At 39.4% G+C, this 18,010-nt stretch carries 16 protein-coding genes; 5 read left to right on the top strand and 11 right to left on the bottom strand.

The annotated features are described in order from the left end of the window. On the bottom strand, positions 1-3,162 hold the full coding sequence (locus DTA23_RS22185; RefSeq protein ID WP_112376072.1) for a SusC/RagA family TonB-linked outer membrane protein: 3,162 nt from the start codon (positions 3,160-3,162) through the stop codon (positions 1-3). Between the two features lie 200 nt (positions 3,163-3,362). Beyond that, positions 3,363-4,523, bottom strand: coding sequence for an aldose epimerase family protein (locus DTA23_RS22180; protein ID WP_112376071.1), 1,161 nt, complete (start codon positions 4,521-4,523; stop codon positions 3,363-3,365). Between the two features lie 176 nt (positions 4,524-4,699). On the opposite strand from DTA23_RS22180, the gene DTA23_RS22175 reads away from it, so the two are divergent. The 5 genes from DTA23_RS22175 to DTA23_RS22155 are packed head-to-tail and all read left to right on the top strand — an operon-like array spanning position 4,700 to position 8,635. Continuing rightward, a complete protein-coding gene (locus DTA23_RS22175; protein WP_172462495.1) occupies positions 4,700-5,818 on the top strand; it encodes a ligand-binding sensor domain-containing protein in 1,119 nt (372 codons plus the stop codon). A gap of 1 nt (position 5,819) precedes the next feature. Then, the gene (locus DTA23_RS22170; protein WP_112376069.1) at positions 5,820-6,314 is read left to right on the top strand and encodes a two-component regulator propeller domain-containing protein; all 495 of its coding nucleotides are present in this window, start codon (positions 5,820-5,822) and stop codon (positions 6,312-6,314) included. 40 nt (positions 6,315-6,354) lie between these two features. After that, the gene (locus DTA23_RS22165; protein ID WP_112376068.1) at positions 6,355-7,299 is read left to right on the top strand and encodes a triple tyrosine motif-containing protein; all 945 of its coding nucleotides are present in this window, start codon (positions 6,355-6,357) and stop codon (positions 7,297-7,299) included. Positions 7,300-7,301: 2 nt separating this feature from the next. Further along, the gene (locus DTA23_RS22160; protein ID WP_112376067.1) at positions 7,302-7,853 is read left to right on the top strand and encodes a sensor histidine kinase; all 552 of its coding nucleotides are present in this window, start codon (positions 7,302-7,304) and stop codon (positions 7,851-7,853) included. A gap of 2 nt (positions 7,854-7,855) precedes the next feature. Then, positions 7,856-8,635: a response regulator transcription factor gene (locus tag DTA23_RS22155; protein WP_112376066.1), complete on the top strand. Its 780-nt coding sequence runs from the start codon at positions 7,856-7,858 to the stop codon at positions 8,633-8,635. Between the two features lie 50 nt (positions 8,636-8,685). Here the strand turns inward: DTA23_RS22155 and DTA23_RS22150 are convergent, their stop codons facing one another. The 9 genes from DTA23_RS22150 to DTA23_RS22110 all read right to left on the bottom strand — a co-directional run bounded on the left by DTA23_RS22150 (position 8,686) and on the right by DTA23_RS22110 (position 18,004). Next, the gene (locus tag DTA23_RS22150) at positions 8,686-10,149 is read right to left on the bottom strand and encodes a glycoside hydrolase family 76 protein (RefSeq protein WP_112376065.1); all 1,464 of its coding nucleotides are present in this window, start codon (positions 10,147-10,149) and stop codon (positions 8,686-8,688) included. A 162-nt stretch (positions 10,150-10,311) separates the two neighbouring features. Continuing rightward, entirely contained in the window at positions 10,312-11,061 is a 750-nt protein-coding gene (locus DTA23_RS22145) for a YoaK family protein (RefSeq protein ID WP_046675390.1), read from the bottom strand. Further along, the gene (locus tag DTA23_RS22140) at positions 11,045-11,545 is read right to left on the bottom strand and encodes a hypothetical protein (protein ID WP_046675389.1); all 501 of its coding nucleotides are present in this window, start codon (positions 11,543-11,545) and stop codon (positions 11,045-11,047) included. Before DTA23_RS22140 ends, DTA23_RS22145 begins: the two co-directional genes overlap by 17 nt. After that, a complete protein-coding gene (locus DTA23_RS22135; RefSeq protein WP_112376064.1) occupies positions 11,532-12,050 on the bottom strand; it encodes a hypothetical protein in 519 nt (172 codons plus the stop codon). Before DTA23_RS22135 ends, DTA23_RS22140 begins: the two co-directional genes overlap by 14 nt. A gap of 129 nt (positions 12,051-12,179) precedes the next feature. Next, on the bottom strand, positions 12,180-13,610 hold the full coding sequence (locus tag DTA23_RS22130; RefSeq protein WP_112376558.1) for a TolC family protein: 1,431 nt from the start codon (positions 13,608-13,610) through the stop codon (positions 12,180-12,182). Between the two features lie 7 nt (positions 13,611-13,617). Further along, positions 13,618-14,979, bottom strand: a complete 1,362-nt coding sequence (locus tag DTA23_RS22125; RefSeq protein WP_112376063.1) for an HlyD family secretion protein — start codon at positions 14,977-14,979, stop codon at positions 13,618-13,620. Next, positions 14,969-15,970: an ABC transporter transmembrane domain-containing protein gene (locus tag DTA23_RS22120; RefSeq protein WP_112376062.1), complete on the bottom strand. Its 1,002-nt coding sequence runs from the start codon at positions 15,968-15,970 to the stop codon at positions 14,969-14,971. The genes DTA23_RS22125 and DTA23_RS22120 overlap by 11 nt, the downstream gene beginning before the upstream one ends. 68 nt (positions 15,971-16,038) lie before the next feature. Continuing rightward, positions 16,039-16,521 (bottom strand): hypothetical protein, encoded by a 483-nt coding sequence (locus DTA23_RS22115; RefSeq protein WP_112376061.1) that lies wholly within the window; start codon positions 16,519-16,521, stop codon positions 16,039-16,041. A gap of 124 nt (positions 16,522-16,645) precedes the next feature. Next, positions 16,646-18,004 (bottom strand): HAMP domain-containing sensor histidine kinase, encoded by a 1,359-nt coding sequence (locus tag DTA23_RS22110; protein WP_112376060.1) that lies wholly within the window; start codon positions 18,002-18,004, stop codon positions 16,646-16,648. Positions 18,005-18,010: the final 6 nt, after the last annotated feature.

The raw sequence follows: 18,010 nt of genomic DNA, 5'->3' as shown, positions 1-18,010 counted from the left end.
TTAAAAAGTTAAATTAACACCCACATTTATAACCCGGTTTGTTGGGTATTGAACACCCGAATCACTTGTGATTTCCGGATCGATCTTCATATCACCCAAATTATCTATACTGAAGAGATTCTGCATCATCGTATATATTCGTAATTTTTGGATTCCACGAGCTTTCATCCACTTGTCTGGCAAGGTATATCCAATCTGAAGATTTCTTAGTTTTATATAATTTACATTGGTGAGCCAAAAATCGCTATGCCAATAATTACTATGGTTTTGATTTCCGCGAATCAATGTTGGATACTTGCCGGGAATCAATGTACTATTCGGGTTGGTAATATCACTGAGCATCCATTGATTCTCCATGTAATATTGCGGATTATTTCCACCATCGTGGAAAGGGTTCATCGCTTCGTAATTGGGACGATAGGATGCAAATGCTGCTCCTGTCAAATCCATGGCCAGATCAAATCCCTTGAACTGTCCGCCCAGATTAATTCCAAAATTGAAATAAGGAAGTCCGCCTTGCCGATATCCTATTGGCCGCTGATCCAGCTCATTGATCACTTTATCCCCATTGATGTCTTCATATTTTATATCTCCTGGTCTCAAGGTAGAATTACCTTGACGGTCATTGTCTACATCGTAATTGGCAATTTCTTCCCAGGACTGAAACTGTCCAGTAGCATGTAAGCCCCAATTTAGATAGGCGTAGCGGTCAAAAATGGAGTTCCGATACTGATTCCAGGAATTCCCAAACCGGGGTTTATATTGTTCACCATCAATCTGACGGGCAAATGTAAAATTACCACCGACAAAGTAATTGAAATCGCCAGCCTTACTCCGCCACATAATTGAGCCATCGATACCCTTATGCATATCGGAGTTTAGGTTTTCATAAGGCAGACTAAAACCAACCTCATTTGGTATCAATACATCATTTCTGGAAGCCGGTAGACCACTTCTTTTCCTTCGAAAGAAATCCAAGCTACCCGTCAATCTTCCCTTTAATGTGCTAAAATCAAGCCCCACATTCAACATGTGCGCCTCAATCCAGGAAAGTGTTTTAACAGGAAGTCCACGGGGTTGGGTGCCAATAACATATTTTCCGTCAATCGTCGAACCTTTGGAATTATAGGTATATCCGCTCAGGTAACCAAAAGCATAATATTTCCAATCATCCAAATTGTCATCCCCCAATATCCCGTAAGATCCCCGAAGCTTAACATCATCAAGTACCTTCCGCATGCCATCTGTCCAAAACTTTTCAGAAGAGATCCGCCATCCCGCGGATGCTGAAGGAAAAAATCCCCATCGACTTCCAGGAGCAAACTTCCAGGATCCATCATAACGCGATGAAAGTTCTAAAAGATATTTTTGATCGTAGTCATAATTGACCCGACCTGCAAAGCCGGCTCTTGCTTGCGTATTTACTCCAGTATCATTATAGGTATCCATCGTTTGAAAATAAATCAAACTCAATGCATTCGATGCTGGTCTGTCGTGGACATAAATATCGGGGTTATCTCGTTTTATTGACTCCGCGGCTAATACAGCATTCACACCATGCTTTCCAAAACGTTTGTTATAATTTAAAGTGAATTGTGTTGAAATTTCTTCGATTTGAGCGATAGACCGCTCCCGCCAAGGGTTATCCATGCTAAATATAACTGGATAGGTATCCGTTTTTTCATCATAGCCATACAATTTGTAAGTGAACTCCTGATTATCCATCCACTTATTAGCCAAATAGTACCCTACCGTTCCTTTGGCAACCAAATCATCTGTAATCTTATACTCGGCATTAAAATTTAGTTGCATCACCCGCCATTTTTCCTGATATGTACCCGATAGATCATAATTCAGCATCGCAAAATTCGTCTCGGTATTGGCGGCAGTTTGTGTTGGATAGAGCGGATTGTCGTTGGCAAATGGCCGCGCAGTAGGTAAGTTGCGGTAAATGGCAAATAAGGCTTGCCAAGTATCGTCAGCACCGGGTACCCCAGGTTGTTTGCGCTGTTCGATCCGCCCGTTCAAATTAGCCCCTATTTTTAATCGTTTAGATACGCTCGCATCAATGTTCATCTGAACATTAGTACGTTTGAAACCACCATAATTACGGATAATGGATTGTTGGTCGAGATGCCCGGCACTTAAGTAATAATTGATTTTTTCGGACCCACCGCTCACATTTCCAGAAACATAGGTTTGCGGACTAGTTTTTAAGATATAATCGTACCAATCAAATGGGCGGTAACCTTTTTCCGTCCCCTGCTGCCATTTTTCAAGATCGCTTAATGAATACTTGGGATCCTTCACACCAAGAATAGCATCCGATTGAATGTAGCTCTTTACATAGGTACTTGCATCTGCAGGCTTAGGAAAACGAAACATACTTTGCCAGCCGTAATAGGAATTGATATTAAAGGTATTGTTATCGCCACGCTTTCCTTTCTTTGTCGTTACAACCACCACTCCGTTGGCTGCGCGTACACCATAAATCGCTGCGGACGCATCCTTCAAAACCGAAACAGATTCGATGTCATTGAAGTCCAAATTATTGAATTGGCCTTCATCTTTTTGAACACCGTCGATCACATACAAGGGAGTTCCCATATTCCGGATGCTGATCCCCGTCCATGCTCCAGGGCGTCCATCCGACATCCGGCTATTGACCCCTGCAATCTTCCCGACCAAAGCTCCCGAGGTTGTAGTCGCAACAGATCTGGAAATATCCTGCGAAGAAATTGCCGTGATTGCACCAGTAACAGATTCCTTCTTTTGTGTACCGTACCCGACCACAACCACTTCGCCGATACGTGAATTTTCATCGTCCAATGTAATAGCTAAATCCGCGCTCGCGGCCACTTCTTTTGAGAGATACCCAACTGAACTTACAGTCAGTAGATCCCCAGCATTCACACCTGTTAGACTAAAATTACCTTTTGCATCCGTTGAAACGGCAGTGCTTGATTTGGATTTTAAAGCGACTGTCGCTCCTACGATCGGATTGCCCTCTTTATCCTTAACCACACCCTTGATTGATTTTTGCAAAGCAATGCTTTCTGCAGGAACTGGAAATAAATCTGCTCCCTTTGCTAAAGGAATAAAACTGCTCGCACAGCAGAGTAAAGTAGCAGAAATTGGCAGACATTTAAGACCCTTAAACATACCTAGATTGATTAGTTTGTATAATTGATTTGTCCAAAATTAAGGTATATTCAATCGGACAGGCTTTCGTTTTTTCTCAAAAAACTGCCTATTTGTATCAAATAATTAATACAACCTAAAACGTTTTAAAGTCTATTAAACAGAGAAAGTACACCTCTTTTCAGTGGTATACTTTCAAACCAATCATTATTAAATATGTATTATTTTACCGAAAAACGATACAGGGATTTCGTTTGATATACTTGCCCCGGGTTCAGGACTGTTGTTGGAAAAGCTGGCTGATTCGGAGCGTCCGGAAAATGCTGCGGTTCAAGGCAAAAAGCCGTACGGAAGGAATCTTTTTTACCATTCTTCAATTGTACTTGTTCGTTCATAAAGTTGCCGCTATAAAATTGAATACCAGGTTCGGTTGTCAGAATATCCATGACCACCCCTGATTTATCACCGATCACATGTGCCGCTTTAAACCAGTCGCCATCTTTCTCTTTACTTAAGACAAAATTGTGGTCATAGCCCTTTCCAAAACTAAGCTGCTGGTCATTGGCATTAATATCTTTTCCTATCGGTTTCAAGGTTGTAAAATCAAAAGCTGTTCCCTTTACCGGTGCTAATTGCCCTGTGGGTATTAGTGTACTATCTACTGGTGTGTATTCATTGGCAAACAATTGAAGTTGATGATCCAGAATGGTACCACTTCCTTCACCGTTTAAATTAAAGTAAGCATGGTTGGTCAAATTGATCACCGTCTTTTTATCGGAAGTAGCACGATAAGCTATCATCAATTCATTATTATCGTTCAGCGTATAAGTCACCTCCATTTGGATGTTTCCTGGAAAACCCTCGTGTCCGTCAGCTAAGGTGTAAGCAAATGTCAGGGATGATTTATCTGACGATTTTAATGTCCAATTGGCAAAATGCACACCTTTAAAACCGCCATGCAGCGTATTAGGACCGTTATTTACCGCCAATGTATAGGTTTTATCATCCAACTTAAATTTGCCTTTGGCGATCCGATTACCAAAAGGCCCTACAATAGTACCAAAAAATGGTTCTTTGGGATTATTATAATCAGCCGCTTTAGAAAAACCCAAAACCACATCGCATAACTCACCCTTATTGTCAGGCACCCATAATCCCACTAAACGTGCACCAAAATTGGTAAAATAAGCTTGTACGCCATTTTTATTGCTCAGTTCATATAGATACGCCTGTTTTTGATCAATAGTTCCGCTGAACTGCGCGGTATCCATGAAGGCCGATAAAGAATCTGCTTTGGGAGTTTTAGAACCAGTCGGTTGCTGGCAAGACACACTAAAAGCAAGTATTGCAGAAAGACCCAGCAAGGTCAATTTTCCTCTCATTCGTAATATTTTAAAGGGTTTATAATCTTTGTTTAGATAGAACTTACGTCCTTTTCTAGATTTTTTATAATTTTAACGATTACAATCTATAAGCTAAAGTCTTAAATTTTTTAGAAATTTTAAGATTAAATTGTTTCATTTTAGCTCTATTTTGTATCAATAACCAAAAAATGATCATGATCAACCTGAAGCCTTTACGATTGCTATTTATCCTGTTACTCCCTTCCTTGCTATATGCGCAGCCCTACTATTTCAATCATTATCAAATCAATGAAGGTTTGTCAAACAATGCTGTCATTTGTAGCATGCAAGATAGTCAGGGTTTTCTTTGGTTCGGCACAAAGGATGGATTAAATCGCTTTGACGGTAACAATTTCAAACATTTTGATGCCACCCAATCTGGGAAAAACAGCTTGGGTGGTAATAATATCATCTCCTTGAAAGAGGACTTTCGAAAAAGAATTTGGATTGGAACAGATCAGGGAATCTATTGCTACGATCCCGTCGACGAGCAATTTAGATTACTGAGCAAACAATTTGAAAATGCGGACGTACCCGTCATTGTTACCGATCAACGCAAAAGGATCTGGTTTATATCCAATGGAATGCTCTATTGCCATGATTTGGTTAGTCACGCAATTCAACAATTTACAAAATCGGACCTCTATATTACGTCAATCAGCTGCACAAAAAATGGAACTGTATTTTTTGGAACTCCTGAAGGTAAGATCTTCCAGATAGGTTCTTCTGGAAAACCCGCACTAATGCTTGACTTTCAAGCAAAATATGGTCCTAAAGACTGGTTTAGTATTGAGAAAATAATGGAAAACCGCGATGGAGACTTATTGATTGGCACGTCGAAAACTGGGGTTTATAGCTACAATTTTAAAAACAAGTCCCTCAAGTCAATTCTTGGTCCGGACAAGCTGCATCAATTTCTCTATGTAAGAGATATTATACAGCCAAACGATCATGAATATTGGTTTGCAACCGAATCTGGCCTCTTCATTTACCAAATAGCGAGCGGAAATTACATCAACATTCAGAAAGAACAAGAAAACCCTTGGGGGATATCTGACAATGCCATTTATAATATCCTACAAGATAAGGATGAGGGTATTTGGCTGGGAACCTACTTTGGTGGGATTAACTATTATCACAAGAATAATAGTATAATCGAAAAATTCCTCCCACAAGATCGCCCCGGGAGCTTAAAAGGCTCTGTCGTTTCGGATTATCAAAAAAGACATCAACCACGATATATGGATAGGCACCGAAAACGGAGGTCTATCTAAATTGGATCCTAAATCGGGTTATATCCAGAACTTCTCCGATAAACAGGGGAATCTGGCAAATAACAATATTCACGGTATTCTCCCTATTGGCGACAAACTACTGATTGGTACTTTCGTCAATGGTCTGGACATTTTTTCGCCAAAGCTTCAAAAAGTTATCTATCACATCGATCGTAACAGCAATGTATCAACATCCGATCTCCAAAGTAATTTTCTTTTTTATCTCTATAAAACTCGAAAAGGAGAAATCATGGCTGCATCCACACGCGGCCTATACCGCTTTGATCTAGAAAAAAAATCTTTCCACCTTATTGATAATGTCCCAGAATACATGTTTTATACAAGCATTTTGGAAGATAAAAAGGGGAATATCTGGGTCGGAACGTGGCGTGATGACTATTCTGTTATCATCCGACCACACGTTATTTCAAACACTATACGCATCATCAGAACGATCTCAATTCCTTGCCCAACAATAGGGTCAACAGTATATTGAGGACTCAAAAAATCAAATTTGGATAGCTACCGAAGGTGGGATGGCTAAAAAGAAATCAAATCAGGATGGCTTTGAAAACATTGGCCTGGAAGAAGGAATGCCCAGTAATGTGACACTCGCCTTTTTAGAAGATAAACAAAATAACCTTTGGGTGAGTACTTCCAAGGGCCTGGTACGCTACCATCTTCCCAGTGGAAAAAAACGCATCTTCAACTTGGAGTCTGGCCTACCGACGATTCAGTTCAATTACAATTCATCCTTTAATGATGACAATGGAAACTTTTATTTCGGCACCATCAATGGACTGATACGTTTCAATCCCGAAAGGCTCAACCAAATCAACTACAAGAATCAAATTCCGATTTACATCACTAATTTTTACATCAACAATAGGGCGATCAATCAGTACACCGATACAAATATTCTGTCCAAATCAATTCTGTTCACGGATAAAATCAAACTGAAACACGACGAGTCATCCTTCAGTCTTGATTTTGCGGCATTACACTACCAAGCCCCCCATTCCATTCACTATAGCTACAAAATGGATGGTCTCGACGACAATTGGATAGACATTACAAGCAATCAACGAGCTTACTTCACCAAGCTAGCGCCCGGAAACTATGTTTTTACTGTAAAAGCAGAAGATCCAAATGGCAATACAATCCCCACTTTTGCTAGTCTTAAAATCACTATTCTTCCTCCGATCTGGGCAAGTATACCGGCCTTTGTTTGCTATGCTCTAATCCTTGTGGGGCTGATTATATTTGTTATTCATCATTTCAATGAAAAGATCAAACAACGCAATCGACAACATCTTTTAACCGTACAAAATCTACGCGAGCAAGAACTCTATCGCTCAAAAATCAATTTTTACACCGATGTTGCGCACGAAATACGCACACCGTTGACATTGATCAAGGCCCCCTTAGAGAAGCTTATGGACAAAGTCGATCACAATCCTGTAACGACAAGCTACTATTGACCATGCAAAACAACACGGAGAAGTTGATTGCCCTTAGCAATCAGCTATTGGATTTTAGACAGGTCGAAACAGAAGGATTCAAATTACACTTTGAATCAGAAAACATAAGCCAAACGGTCCAGGAAATTATCAACAATTTTACAGTCACACTGCAGGCGCAGGACAAGCAGATGGTATCGCACATTATGCCAGATATCATAGGTCAAGTCGATATCGACGCATTCGACAAGATATGTTACAACCTCTTGAATAATGCCCTTAAATATTCTTCATCCTATATTGAAGTGAATTTGAATATGGATAAACAGAAAAATATCTTTATATTGACCGTGAAAAACGACGGAGCTTTAATTCCTTCAGAAGAAAGGGAAAGAATTTTTGAACCATTCAATCGCTTAAAACAAAATAAGAATGTTCCTGGAAGCGGCCTAGGCTTGGCATTGACAAGGTCCTTAACGTTAAAACACCAAGGTACCCTGTTATACAGTACAAACGACCTCCAATTGAACGTATTTAGTTTGACATTGCCTTTGAATCACAATACAAACCCATAATTATGAATGCCAAATCCAATTTATTATTAGTAGATGATCATACTGAACTACTTGAATTCATTGCGGATGATCTCAATGAGGATTATCAGATAACAACGAGTTCCAATGGTAGGGAAGCGCTGGATGTATTAGCCACTGAATATTTTGATCTGATCGTCAGCGATGTGATGATGCCAGAAATGGATGGTTTTGAACTCTGTCAAAAAATTAAAGAAGATATCGCATATGCACACATTCCAGTTATACTCTTAACGGCAAAAAATAGTATTGAATCAAAAATTCAGGGTTTGGAGTATGGTGCCGACGCTTATATTGAAAAACCTTTTTCACCTGCCTTTTTAAGAGCACAAATCGCGAGTTTATTAAAGAATAGAGTTAAAGTCAAGGAATTTTTTATTAAAAATCCGATGTCGCAAATACAGCAAATCGGTCAAAATCAAAGTGAACAAGAGTTTTTGTTGAAGATTGAAGAAATCATCATGCAACACCTCGATGATCCACAGTTTAATGTCGATCGAATGGCCGATATTCTCTGCATGAGTAGACCTACCCTCTATCGCAAAATTAATGTGGTATCGAGCCTATCGCCCAATGAACTGATTAATTTAACGCGGCTCCGAAAAGCAGCAGAACTGCTCATCCAAAAGCAGCATAAAGTCTACGAAATTTCTAATTTACTAGGCTATAGCTCCGCGACTCATTTCTCTCGTAATTTTCAAAAGCAGTTTGGACAGAGCCCTACTGAATTTCAAGACGCCCAAACTGCTTTATCTAAATCATAACGATGCAGACAATCCTATCCCAACCAAAATAAGTGCCCCTATTTGAGCATTTATTTTGGTTGTTCAACTTGCGCAAGTGTAGCATATTGTGCCGCAAAAGTGAACATAAACATTCCCTCCAGATCATTCTTGCTTTTATCTTTTGCCCAACCTCCGAGCAAATCATTTGGCAAAAATCCTTCGTTCAAGAAATGCGTATAGCCATAATCCAAGTTTTCCTGAAAAGACTTCACATACATCCCAGCCTTACTATAATTCGGTAATATAGTGGTATAGCCTCTTAACAAAACACCGTTAAACCAGTTATTAAAACCGTCTGTTGCATAGGTATAGTGCTCTGGAATCTGCTGCCCAAACTTTCCAAAATAAGTAAAAGTCGCATCGGCCAGTTTCTTGCCATCTTCTAAATAGCTTTTAGCTTTCGTAACACGATATAAGTCTGCTGCTCCGGAAATCATCGTTCCACTATTATAGGAAAATGCAGTTCCGACGGCTTTTCTGAGTTCGGTATTTTTTCGGTATCGCACGCCGTTGACCGTTTCATAAGCTATCGAACAATCCGGAAAACAATCACCCATCATATCCGCATAGACACCTTTTTCATTAAGAAGATTTGCTTTTTGCCAATCATAAATCCTTTTAGCATAACGAAGATAAAAATCGGCCTTCCGCTCTTTTTTAGCAATACGGGTTAGTTTATCTTTCTGATCGATGGAATGCGCAATTATTTGGTCCCCTTTGTTTTTATAGATTTCATACAATGCAACAAGCGGACTAATCATCGGTGCATTACTACAGGCATGCTTCGTTACATATCCTGGTCCCCATGGAATTCCGCCATGCTCTTTCCCTTTCTCATCCAAAGTACAATCCCAACCATCAAGAACATAAGCCGTAAGGTACTCCGCTTCTTGCAAATAGCGATCTTGCCCGGTCAAATGATAAGCTTCCAATAATTCCCGTACCAACCACATCTGATCATCATAGACGTTCAATACGCCCGTTACATTTGCTTTTCCTTTTTCTCGAACGCGATCGACAGCATACACCGTCCATTCTTTATGCTGCGTAAACGACGTTAGCGTAAAGGTCCCTAAATAATAGGCTGCATTTGCATGAAGCTTAGCCAATAAATCTACATAGCGGGAATAATACATTTTATAAAGCTTGCCGTTATCTACCTTCTGTTGCTTTTTCAAGCCACTCAACACAGCGTTTACAGATTCTATGGAAACAGAATACATCCATACACTAGCTGTTTCTTCGGATCGAACCTTCGTAAATGGGTTATAAAAACGATGCATTTTGAAATCTTCACCGGAAAAATAGACGTCCATTGATCGATCAATCAATTGGATTGCCCGTAAAAGATTCTGCTGGCTTTTATTTTGATCATGTACTGATCTTTGGGTGTGCAATTCTTGCGCATAAGCCTGTTTTACGCAGAGGGGTGATACTGACAGCGAAATTAGAGAAAGTGCCCAAAAAGGCCGGTTGGAAAAGAATTTGATCATGATACGGTTTTAAATTGATTAAGTAGTCTTTCATTCGCTTCGGTAGAGCGTGATAACTGTGTATGAAGATAAGCATTTTTTGGACAAAAAAAATCGCATTTTTTGAAATGCGATTAAACTATTTGCCCTTTTGCTTAGCTAACCAAGAACTTGCTCAGTCAACTAAGCTGCCACTGGTTGACGATGACGATTCACAAATTGCTTTTTCAACAGATACAATTTGTAGTGATCGTATAAACCGATGACTAAAAGAACAAAACAAACCACGTAAAATGTTTTATTTGATAGGTAAGTGAATGAAATACCGCTCACAAGTCCGCCAACGACATACGCGCTCACGATGCTCAATAGCAAATGGAATTTGTCGACCAATGCCTTATTGCTCCGGTTAGACTCCTTGGTGAACATCGAAATCAATATGGCCAAATCTGTCGTTAGCCCGGTCAAATGTGTTGTTTTCACAACAGAATTCGATATGCTCGCAGTCAAACCGTTTTGTAGCCCCATCGCAAAGAGCAATGCACCGACAAGTATCTCAGTTTCTTTCAAAGAATCCTCATAAAATACATCAAGATATATCCCAACAAATAATATACTCAATATTTCCAATACCAAGGGAATGGAATGTGTCAAATAGGAGCTAAAACGTCCTTTACCATGAATGATGATCAGATTAGAAAGCATACTCCCTACTAGAAAAAGTAAAATCCAAAAAAGCACCACAGCACCTTGGTACCAATTCCCTTTCGCTATCTCCTGTGCAAAAACAGCATAATAACCCGTTACATTCGAGGTAAACGAGAAAAAGACAATGACAGATGCGACATTGACCATTCCTGCAGAAAACGCGGTAATTCCCCCCAGCCTAATGTTATCTTGAATCGTCCTATGGTTACTATATTTTCTCAGCATACTTTTCCTTTCCTCCTTTTTTCAGCACGATACGTGCAATTCCTTTCGTCTGCATATCCAAATTAAGATGCAGCACCAACTGGTTTTTATTCAACTTTTGGATAACGAAACTCTCTATTAGCTCGTCATTCTTACGAAGCTCAAGAATATGGCCTCGTCCCTTCAAAAACCAATTGTATTGTTTGTCCTCATGATGGGCAATAAAATTTTTATCACCCATTTTTTCAAAATGCCATAATCCATCCTGCAGGGGTGGAAGGTGCGCGATTGCAGCATCTTTTATTCCTTCATGGATAACCGCCTGTTTTTTGAATGTTGGAGACTTCTCCACTTTCTCAAAGTACCAACCCTGCTCTTCCCACTCCCCTTCTAAAAGCCGCTCAGGGTTTTCATAAAACATAACCATTGAACTAGCCCCTAAAAGCAAAAAGGACAACAAGACAAAGTTGAATTGTGCCAATATTTTTCTCTTAATAATTAACATCCCATTTCTTGTTAAAAAATAAATCCGCCAAGACATTTCTGCCGGTTTTGTTTGTCCCGGGTTTTTCTACGATCGAGACATTCTTCTGCTTACTTTTACTCAAGTGAAGCAAAGCCCGTCCGACGTCAAAAAAATGCCTTGTTCTTTTTTCAAATTCATAATCTGTGGGAACCTTGACTTCATCAATCCGAGCTCCGCGCAAATAATGTTGTAAATAATTGAGATTGTCAGAGCCGATAATATCTGTATAGATATTTAGCTTACGATTTTCATAACGATGACAGATCATCTGGCAGGCTTTCAAAAAATCTTCTGATTGCAGCTTATTAAGCTGATCTTCCAGTGTAATCCCTAATAACTCACTAATCGAAGTACTGCTCTTATTGCCATAGACCAAAATAATGTCTAGCTCTTCAGCTGACGATTGTTCTATACTATGAATCACAAAAAAGAGCGAATCAATCGTAAAATCACTTGGAATCAATACACGCGTTGCCTTTGCCATATCCAATTATTTTTATACAAAATTAACAGGTCATCATGGCAACCGAATGAATCTGAAATTAACTTTCTATTAGAATTTTAGGACTTGTATTAAAATGAGATTAAAAATAAAATGTAGATTAAAATGGGATTAAAATTTAGTTCCGGCCTTGTAGTATAACTCTGCCAGTGCCTTCCGATAGTCCGTAAAAAGCTTCTCTTGCTTGATACGCATTTCAATCAGCTTGTTTTCCCTGCTATTGACAACAAACAAGGTTGATTCACCCAGCTCAAACTTATTTAATTCACCCTTAAGGAGCAATTCCTGGTTACTTATATTGATCGATTGAAGTTCAATCTGTTTACTGTAAGCATTTAAATCATTGTACTTTTTAACGACGTCATTGTAAATATTTCTTTCAGTCGCTACCTGCTCAAATCGTAGTTGATCTTGCTTAATCCGTACCTCTTTGAGCTTCCCACGTTCGGCGCGAATAAAAAGTGGAAATGCAAATTCAAAACCTAGCTTATAGTTCTGCCAATTAAAATCATACTGCGGTGGTACAAAATCATTTAAACCGCGACGGCTAGAAATGAGCGTACCCGACACATTCAATTTAGGTTTAAGCATTTCTTTTCGATAACGTTCTTCAAATAGCAGTTGCTGATTTTTACTAGCCAACTTGATCATTTCGGGATGAGCAATTTTTGCCGAATCCAGTAGTGCCTCGATCACACGATTATCCGGCAAAATAACTTGGTCTTCGAGCTTATGTGGTATGGCGTGATCGGGAAGTTCAACCGGAAATTGTTGATCATTCCACAAATGATTGGACAATACAATTTTCGCATTTTTAAGTTCTACTTCATACTTTGAAAGTTCTATCCGTCGTTCTTTTACGACGACCGAAGCTTCGATAGAATCGATTGCAGGTTTGTCCCCCAGCATAGTCTGCTCACTGATTGCGCTAAACCGCTGATCCGCTAATTTAACGCCCTCTAATAAAAGTTGGTATTGCTGGTAAGCAAAATACCAGTTCCAATAATCTGAAAGTGCCTGAAACCAAATGGCATTAATTTGCTTGATCTTTTCGCCTTCCAGATAGCTGATCATCGCCTTTGCCTGCTGTAACGTATTCCTTCGGCTATCGACGATTAAACCTTGCCCCAAAGGAATACTTAAACCGATTGCAGAGAGCCCCGCATTATTCGTTCGGGATTGTGGGTTTGTATAATCCCCTACATTTCGATCATAAGCTATTTTCAGATCTGCTCCTGCTAACCAAAGTGGGATTTTCAACTCGCTATTCCACTCATTGTAATAATCCGTATGACCGAAATGCTTATTTTTAAAGCTCGAATTTAGTGTTGGATCAAACTTCCCTAACGCTTGTGTTACTTGGGCTTTTGCAGTTTCACTCAGTAGATTTACTTGTTTAACAATGGGATGATTGGCCATTAAAAGCTCTTCCATGTCATCAACTGTAAAAGTCTTCGGTGCTCCATATTCCTTTTCCTGAGCCAAAAGATGGGAATAGAAAAAAAAGCAGAACATGATAAAAATAAAATTCAATTTATTCATATAACAATTACTTTTTTTCACTTTCTTTTGGTTCTCGTTCCAAACTCGGGGGAAAACCATTCAACTGTCGCCATATCTCATACCACAAAGGTACTTTGTTTAAAATAACCCTTCCATAAGCACCTGAACCTTGGTTTAACTGGATTGGCCAAGGCTCGTCACCCTCAGGAACCGGATCGGTCGCGCGTATCAAAATCCTAAATCGACCATTCGTACTGCTCACTTTATCGATGACTGAAACTTTTCCGGCAAAGGTACCCACCGCGACAGAAGGCCATCCGGAAAATTGGATCGATGGCCAGCCATCAAATTGCAGCCTTACATCACTCTCCGGCTCAATCAATGGTACATCCATCGCGTTTACATAAAGCTCTACGGCCAGCAGTGGTTTTTTAGGTTGCAATGTCGCAACGGACTCCCCTTCCTTCATATTTTCACCGATTCCAGCTTTAAAGGTTTTTACAATAAAACCATCTTGTGGAGCTCTCACGACATATAATCCTCGTCGGACATCGATATTGGAGATCTCATTTCTCAGTTTAGCGATATCGCCCTGTACTGAGGCCTTGGAAGAAAAAGCGGAACTTAAATCAGACTGCGCTTTCGCTAATGACTCATTATACTTTGCACGGATGTTGTTTAATTCGATGCTCGCATTTGTTAGTGATTGTCTTGAATTTGATAATTTGTTATCCGCACTTACTACTTTAGCTCGATCATTTTGTAGATTTAAGCGTCTTGTCTCAATATCCGTTAACGAAAATAAGCCATCACGATACCCTTCTTCGTACCGTTTAAGCCGCTTTTCACTGGTCTCAAAAAAGCTCATAACAGCGACAAGTTCTGCACTATCTATTTTTACCACATTTTGTGCTTGAACCACCTTATTTTTAGCTGATGCAAGCTGAAAATCCAGCCCATTTTTCAATGCTTCAATCTGTGCTTGGGTAGCTTGCATCTTTTGATTAGCGGCATCTTCTCCACTCCTTTTGGCATGCAATTGTTCTTCTAATCTCACAGGTAGCATGGGATCAAAATAGGATTGTGCAGTCTCCGAAAGGACCAAAATTGTGTCACCTTTCTTCACTTCCTGCCCTTCGGTAACTGCCCAATACTCGATGCGGCCACCAATCTGATTTTGGATAGTCTGCGGTCTATCTTGTGGACGTAAAGCAGTAACCGTTCCTACTCCGAGAATTGTTTGCCGCCAGGGGAGAAAAAGTGCCAGTACAAAAACAATCCCAGATAACACAAGGATCCGCCCCAAAACTAAGGATCCCCGCTCTTTCAATAAGCTATCAACAGCATCATGAGAAAGATCTCTCCAAGAGAGCGTTGTCCGATTCGAATGATCCTTATTAATCAACATAAACCGCAGCGTCCTCCTCCAACGCAAGATCGGTTACAGCCGCCAGTTTGACAACTCCCGTAAGCATATCAAAAATCGTATTTAAGTTAGTCATCAGTTTTTCAATGGCATAACCAATTTGAACGATCACAACTTCAGCAGCTACAAATTGGCCAAAAGTCATTTGCCGCTCGACAACAAAATAGGATCCAAGCAAGAGCATCGCTCCAAACAACAGGGTCCGAAGCAGGACAGAACCTAGAAAAAAACGCTTTAAAACCTTAAAATGATCATTCCTCGCCGCTAAATATTTACTGACAATGGAATCTGTTGTTTTTGTCACTTCATTCATTTTCATCTCATCACCGCGATAATGGTCGATTTGTCCGGCAACAGCTTCCAAATAAGCTACCATTTCATATTTGTATTCAGACTCTTCAATACTTGTTTTCAAGCCTCTTTTATAATATAAAACAAGTATCGTAATGACAGAAAAAATGACAATAAGGCCAAAGGCCAAAAATGCGGGATGATAAAAAGATAATAAAACCACGCTGAAGAAAATTGTCACGACCGCGGCGATGATATCGATCAAAAGTTTGATAATTCCCTTTTGAATAATGATGACATCAAAAAATCGGTTGACCAACTCCACTAGGTTTTTTCCAAGTAACTCTTTAGGTTTAATTCTTGGCAGTCGATACGAAAATTCAATCGCTGATTTTAGAAAGATTTTCTGCTCCAAATACTCGACCAAGGTCAATTGTCCGATCAATAATACTCCACCCACGATCACGCCAAATAACACAAAAGCAATTAAGATATAGGTAGAGCTATACATCGCTCCATTGCTTAAAAAATTAAAGATTGCTGTTATCCCTATTGGAATAGTCAAACTAAAAATACCGATCACAATAGCGTAAATAAATATATAATTGATCGTTTTCCGTTCAGTATGTAATAGGCTTGCCAACCGCTGTAAGGGGGATGGTCCGCCTTGTATATGCCCCATAAAAATAGATAGAAGATAAGTTAGAAATGATAATTTCAGCTAAAACAATAGTAAAAAACTCCCAGCGATCATTCAACTAGTCCGGTTGCTCTGTTTCCGATACTTGATTGCTCTTTAAATATAATCGTAGAACAAATTTGGCCCTCAACCTTACGGAGTGCATTAGCGACATTAAAAAAATTGCGTGTTTTCTTTTTATAGGTATAATCTCGCGGTATTATGATCTCATCAACAGACTGTCCCCTAAGATAATGCTGCAAATAATGACTGTTATCGGTACCCAAGATATCTGCAAAAATACTGAGCCCACGGTTTTTATAGCGCTGATAGATTACGCTGCAGCCTTTTAAAAAAGAATCCGATTGAAGTGTTTCCAGTTGATCTTCCAATCCAATTCCGAGTAATTCACTCGCAGAAGTGCTGCTTTTATTGCCATACACAAGGATAATATCGATACAATCAGCCGTTGACTCTTCAATACTTTGACGCACAAAATGAAGGGAGTCGACTGTAAAATCACTGGGTATTAATATACGCGTTGTTTTAGCCATGCTTTTTTTTAGCAAAGTTAAAACGCACATATGGCAACGGAATGAATCTAAAATTAGCTTTTCATTAGAAAGCTCGCAACTGTATTAAAATGAGATTAGAAATGCCATCTAAATTAAAACTACATTAGAATCGAAGGTAAGTGGGTAGTTCAATTTCTACAGTGGTACCTTCACTCACAACAGAATTGACTTTCAATGTCCCACCATGCAGCTTAATAATATTCCTGGCTAAGGGAAGTCCTATACCATAACCATCTATCCCACTCGTATTGGAAGCTCTAAAATAGGGATCGTAAATATGGTCCAATTCACGGGAAGGTATTCCGATACCTTTGTCTTTTATTAGAATAAAGACTTTATTGTCCAATGCACCCAAAGCAATGTATGCTGTTCTATCCGATGAATACTTACATGCATTGCTGATAATATTGGATAGCGCAAGTTGTAGCAAAATTGCATTTCCATTCACCTTAAGTCGCATACTATCATCTGGTAATAGACTGAAATCTGTAATAATCTTAAACTTGTCGTTGATGGCCTTAACTGTTAGTTCTGCATCCATCACAATCTGATCAATACGAACGGGGCTAAATGCAGTCGCATTATTAACAAAACCTGTACGCGCCAGCAGTAAAAGTGCTTTTGTTTTCTTTTCCAAATGCTCTGCCGACTCAATGATCTTAAATAATGTTCGTTGGTACTCCTCCGTTGTGCGTTCTTTTGATAAAGCAAGATCTGCCTGTCCTATGATGGATGTCAATGGCGTATTCAGTTCATGTGATGCATTGCTGATAAAGTTCTTTTGTGTTTCGAAAGAGGTTTCCAAGCGCGTCAACATCCGATTAAAGGTGAGTGCCAGACCATGAAGCTCCCCTTTATATTTATCCTCATCCAATCGTTTATAGAGATTTTCAGAACCAATCTCCTGCACCTCTTTCATCATGGTCAATATGGGCTTTAAAAACGAGCGCTTCATAAAAACCGAAACAACGAATATAAAGAGAATTCCCAAAATCAGACTTATAATAAGGAGATTACGAAGATAGGCCAAATGGTGTGTATAAAAGTAATTTTCAGCAGAAGCGCCCACGATATACTTTCGACCATTTTGCGAGAAATATTTGGTTGAATAGAATTGATTGCCCGACTTGAAATTTGAGCTTCCGTTTTTATTGATTTTATCCCAAAGTTCTTTATGGAATCCCTGGCTTCTTACAATAGCACCATTGCTATCAAATTCCACCAAAAATTCATGCTGATTATTGAGATTTTCAATAAAATCAAGGCTCCACTGATCAGTTTGGGAGGCAGATTTACTATTCAGAAATTTCTCTGCAGCAATATTTCGCCGCAGGTCCAGCCGCTTATAAAAATCTGTAAAAGCAAAATTCGTAATGGAATAAAAAATAAAGCCAACAAAACAACTCACATAAATGACTAGAATTGCAATGAGATAAGTAAGCTTTCGGTTATAATTGTGCATGTTTAA

It is taken from the genome of Sphingobacterium multivorum, from assembly GCF_900457465.1.
Lineage (GTDB): Bacteria > Bacteroidota > Bacteroidia > Sphingobacteriales > Sphingobacteriaceae > Sphingobacterium > Sphingobacterium multivorum.
Note: the sequence above shows the minus strand (reverse complement) of the source record. Positions and strands in the feature narration are given on the sequence as shown.

Excerpts from the sequence above, each read along its gene's own strand:
- DTA23_RS22185 (WP_112376072.1), bottom strand. The coding sequence starts at position 3,162 with ATGTTTAAGGGTCTTAAATGTCTGCCAATTTCTGCTACTTTACTCTGC.
- DTA23_RS22180 (WP_112376071.1), bottom strand. The coding sequence starts at position 4,523 with ATGAGAGGAAAATTGACCTTGCTGGGTCTTTCTGCAATACTTGCTTTT.
- DTA23_RS22175 (WP_172462495.1), top strand. The coding sequence starts at position 4,700 with ATGATCAACCTGAAGCCTTTACGATTGCTATTTATCCTGTTACTCCCT.
- DTA23_RS22165 (WP_112376068.1), top strand. The coding sequence starts at position 6,355 with ATGGCTAAAAAGAAATCAAATCAGGATGGCTTTGAAAACATTGGCCTG.
- DTA23_RS22160 (WP_112376067.1), top strand. The coding sequence starts at position 7,302 with ATGCAAAACAACACGGAGAAGTTGATTGCCCTTAGCAATCAGCTATTG.
- DTA23_RS22155 (WP_112376066.1), top strand. The coding sequence starts at position 7,856 with ATGAATGCCAAATCCAATTTATTATTAGTAGATGATCATACTGAACTA.
- DTA23_RS22150 (WP_112376065.1), bottom strand. The coding sequence starts at position 10,149 with ATGATCAAATTCTTTTCCAACCGGCCTTTTTGGGCACTTTCTCTAATT.
- DTA23_RS22145 (WP_046675390.1), bottom strand. The coding sequence starts at position 11,061 with ATGCTGAGAAAATATAGTAACCATAGGACGATTCAAGATAACATTAGG.
- DTA23_RS22140 (WP_046675389.1), bottom strand. The coding sequence starts at position 11,545 with ATGTTAATTATTAAGAGAAAAATATTGGCACAATTCAACTTTGTCTTG.
- DTA23_RS22135 (WP_112376064.1), bottom strand. The coding sequence starts at position 12,050 with ATGGCAAAGGCAACGCGTGTATTGATTCCAAGTGATTTTACGATTGAT.
- DTA23_RS22130 (WP_112376558.1), bottom strand. The coding sequence starts at position 13,610 with ATGAATAAATTGAATTTTATTTTTATCATGTTCTGCTTTTTTTTCTAT.
- DTA23_RS22125 (WP_112376063.1), bottom strand. The coding sequence starts at position 14,979 with ATGTTGATTAATAAGGATCATTCGAATCGGACAACGCTCTCTTGGAGA.
- DTA23_RS22120 (WP_112376062.1), bottom strand. The coding sequence starts at position 15,970 with ATGGGGCATATACAAGGCGGACCATCCCCCTTACAGCGGTTGGCAAGC.
- DTA23_RS22115 (WP_112376061.1), bottom strand. The coding sequence starts at position 16,521 with ATGGCTAAAACAACGCGTATATTAATACCCAGTGATTTTACAGTCGAC.
- DTA23_RS22110 (WP_112376060.1), bottom strand. The coding sequence starts at position 18,004 with ATGCACAATTATAACCGAAAGCTTACTTATCTCATTGCAATTCTAGTC.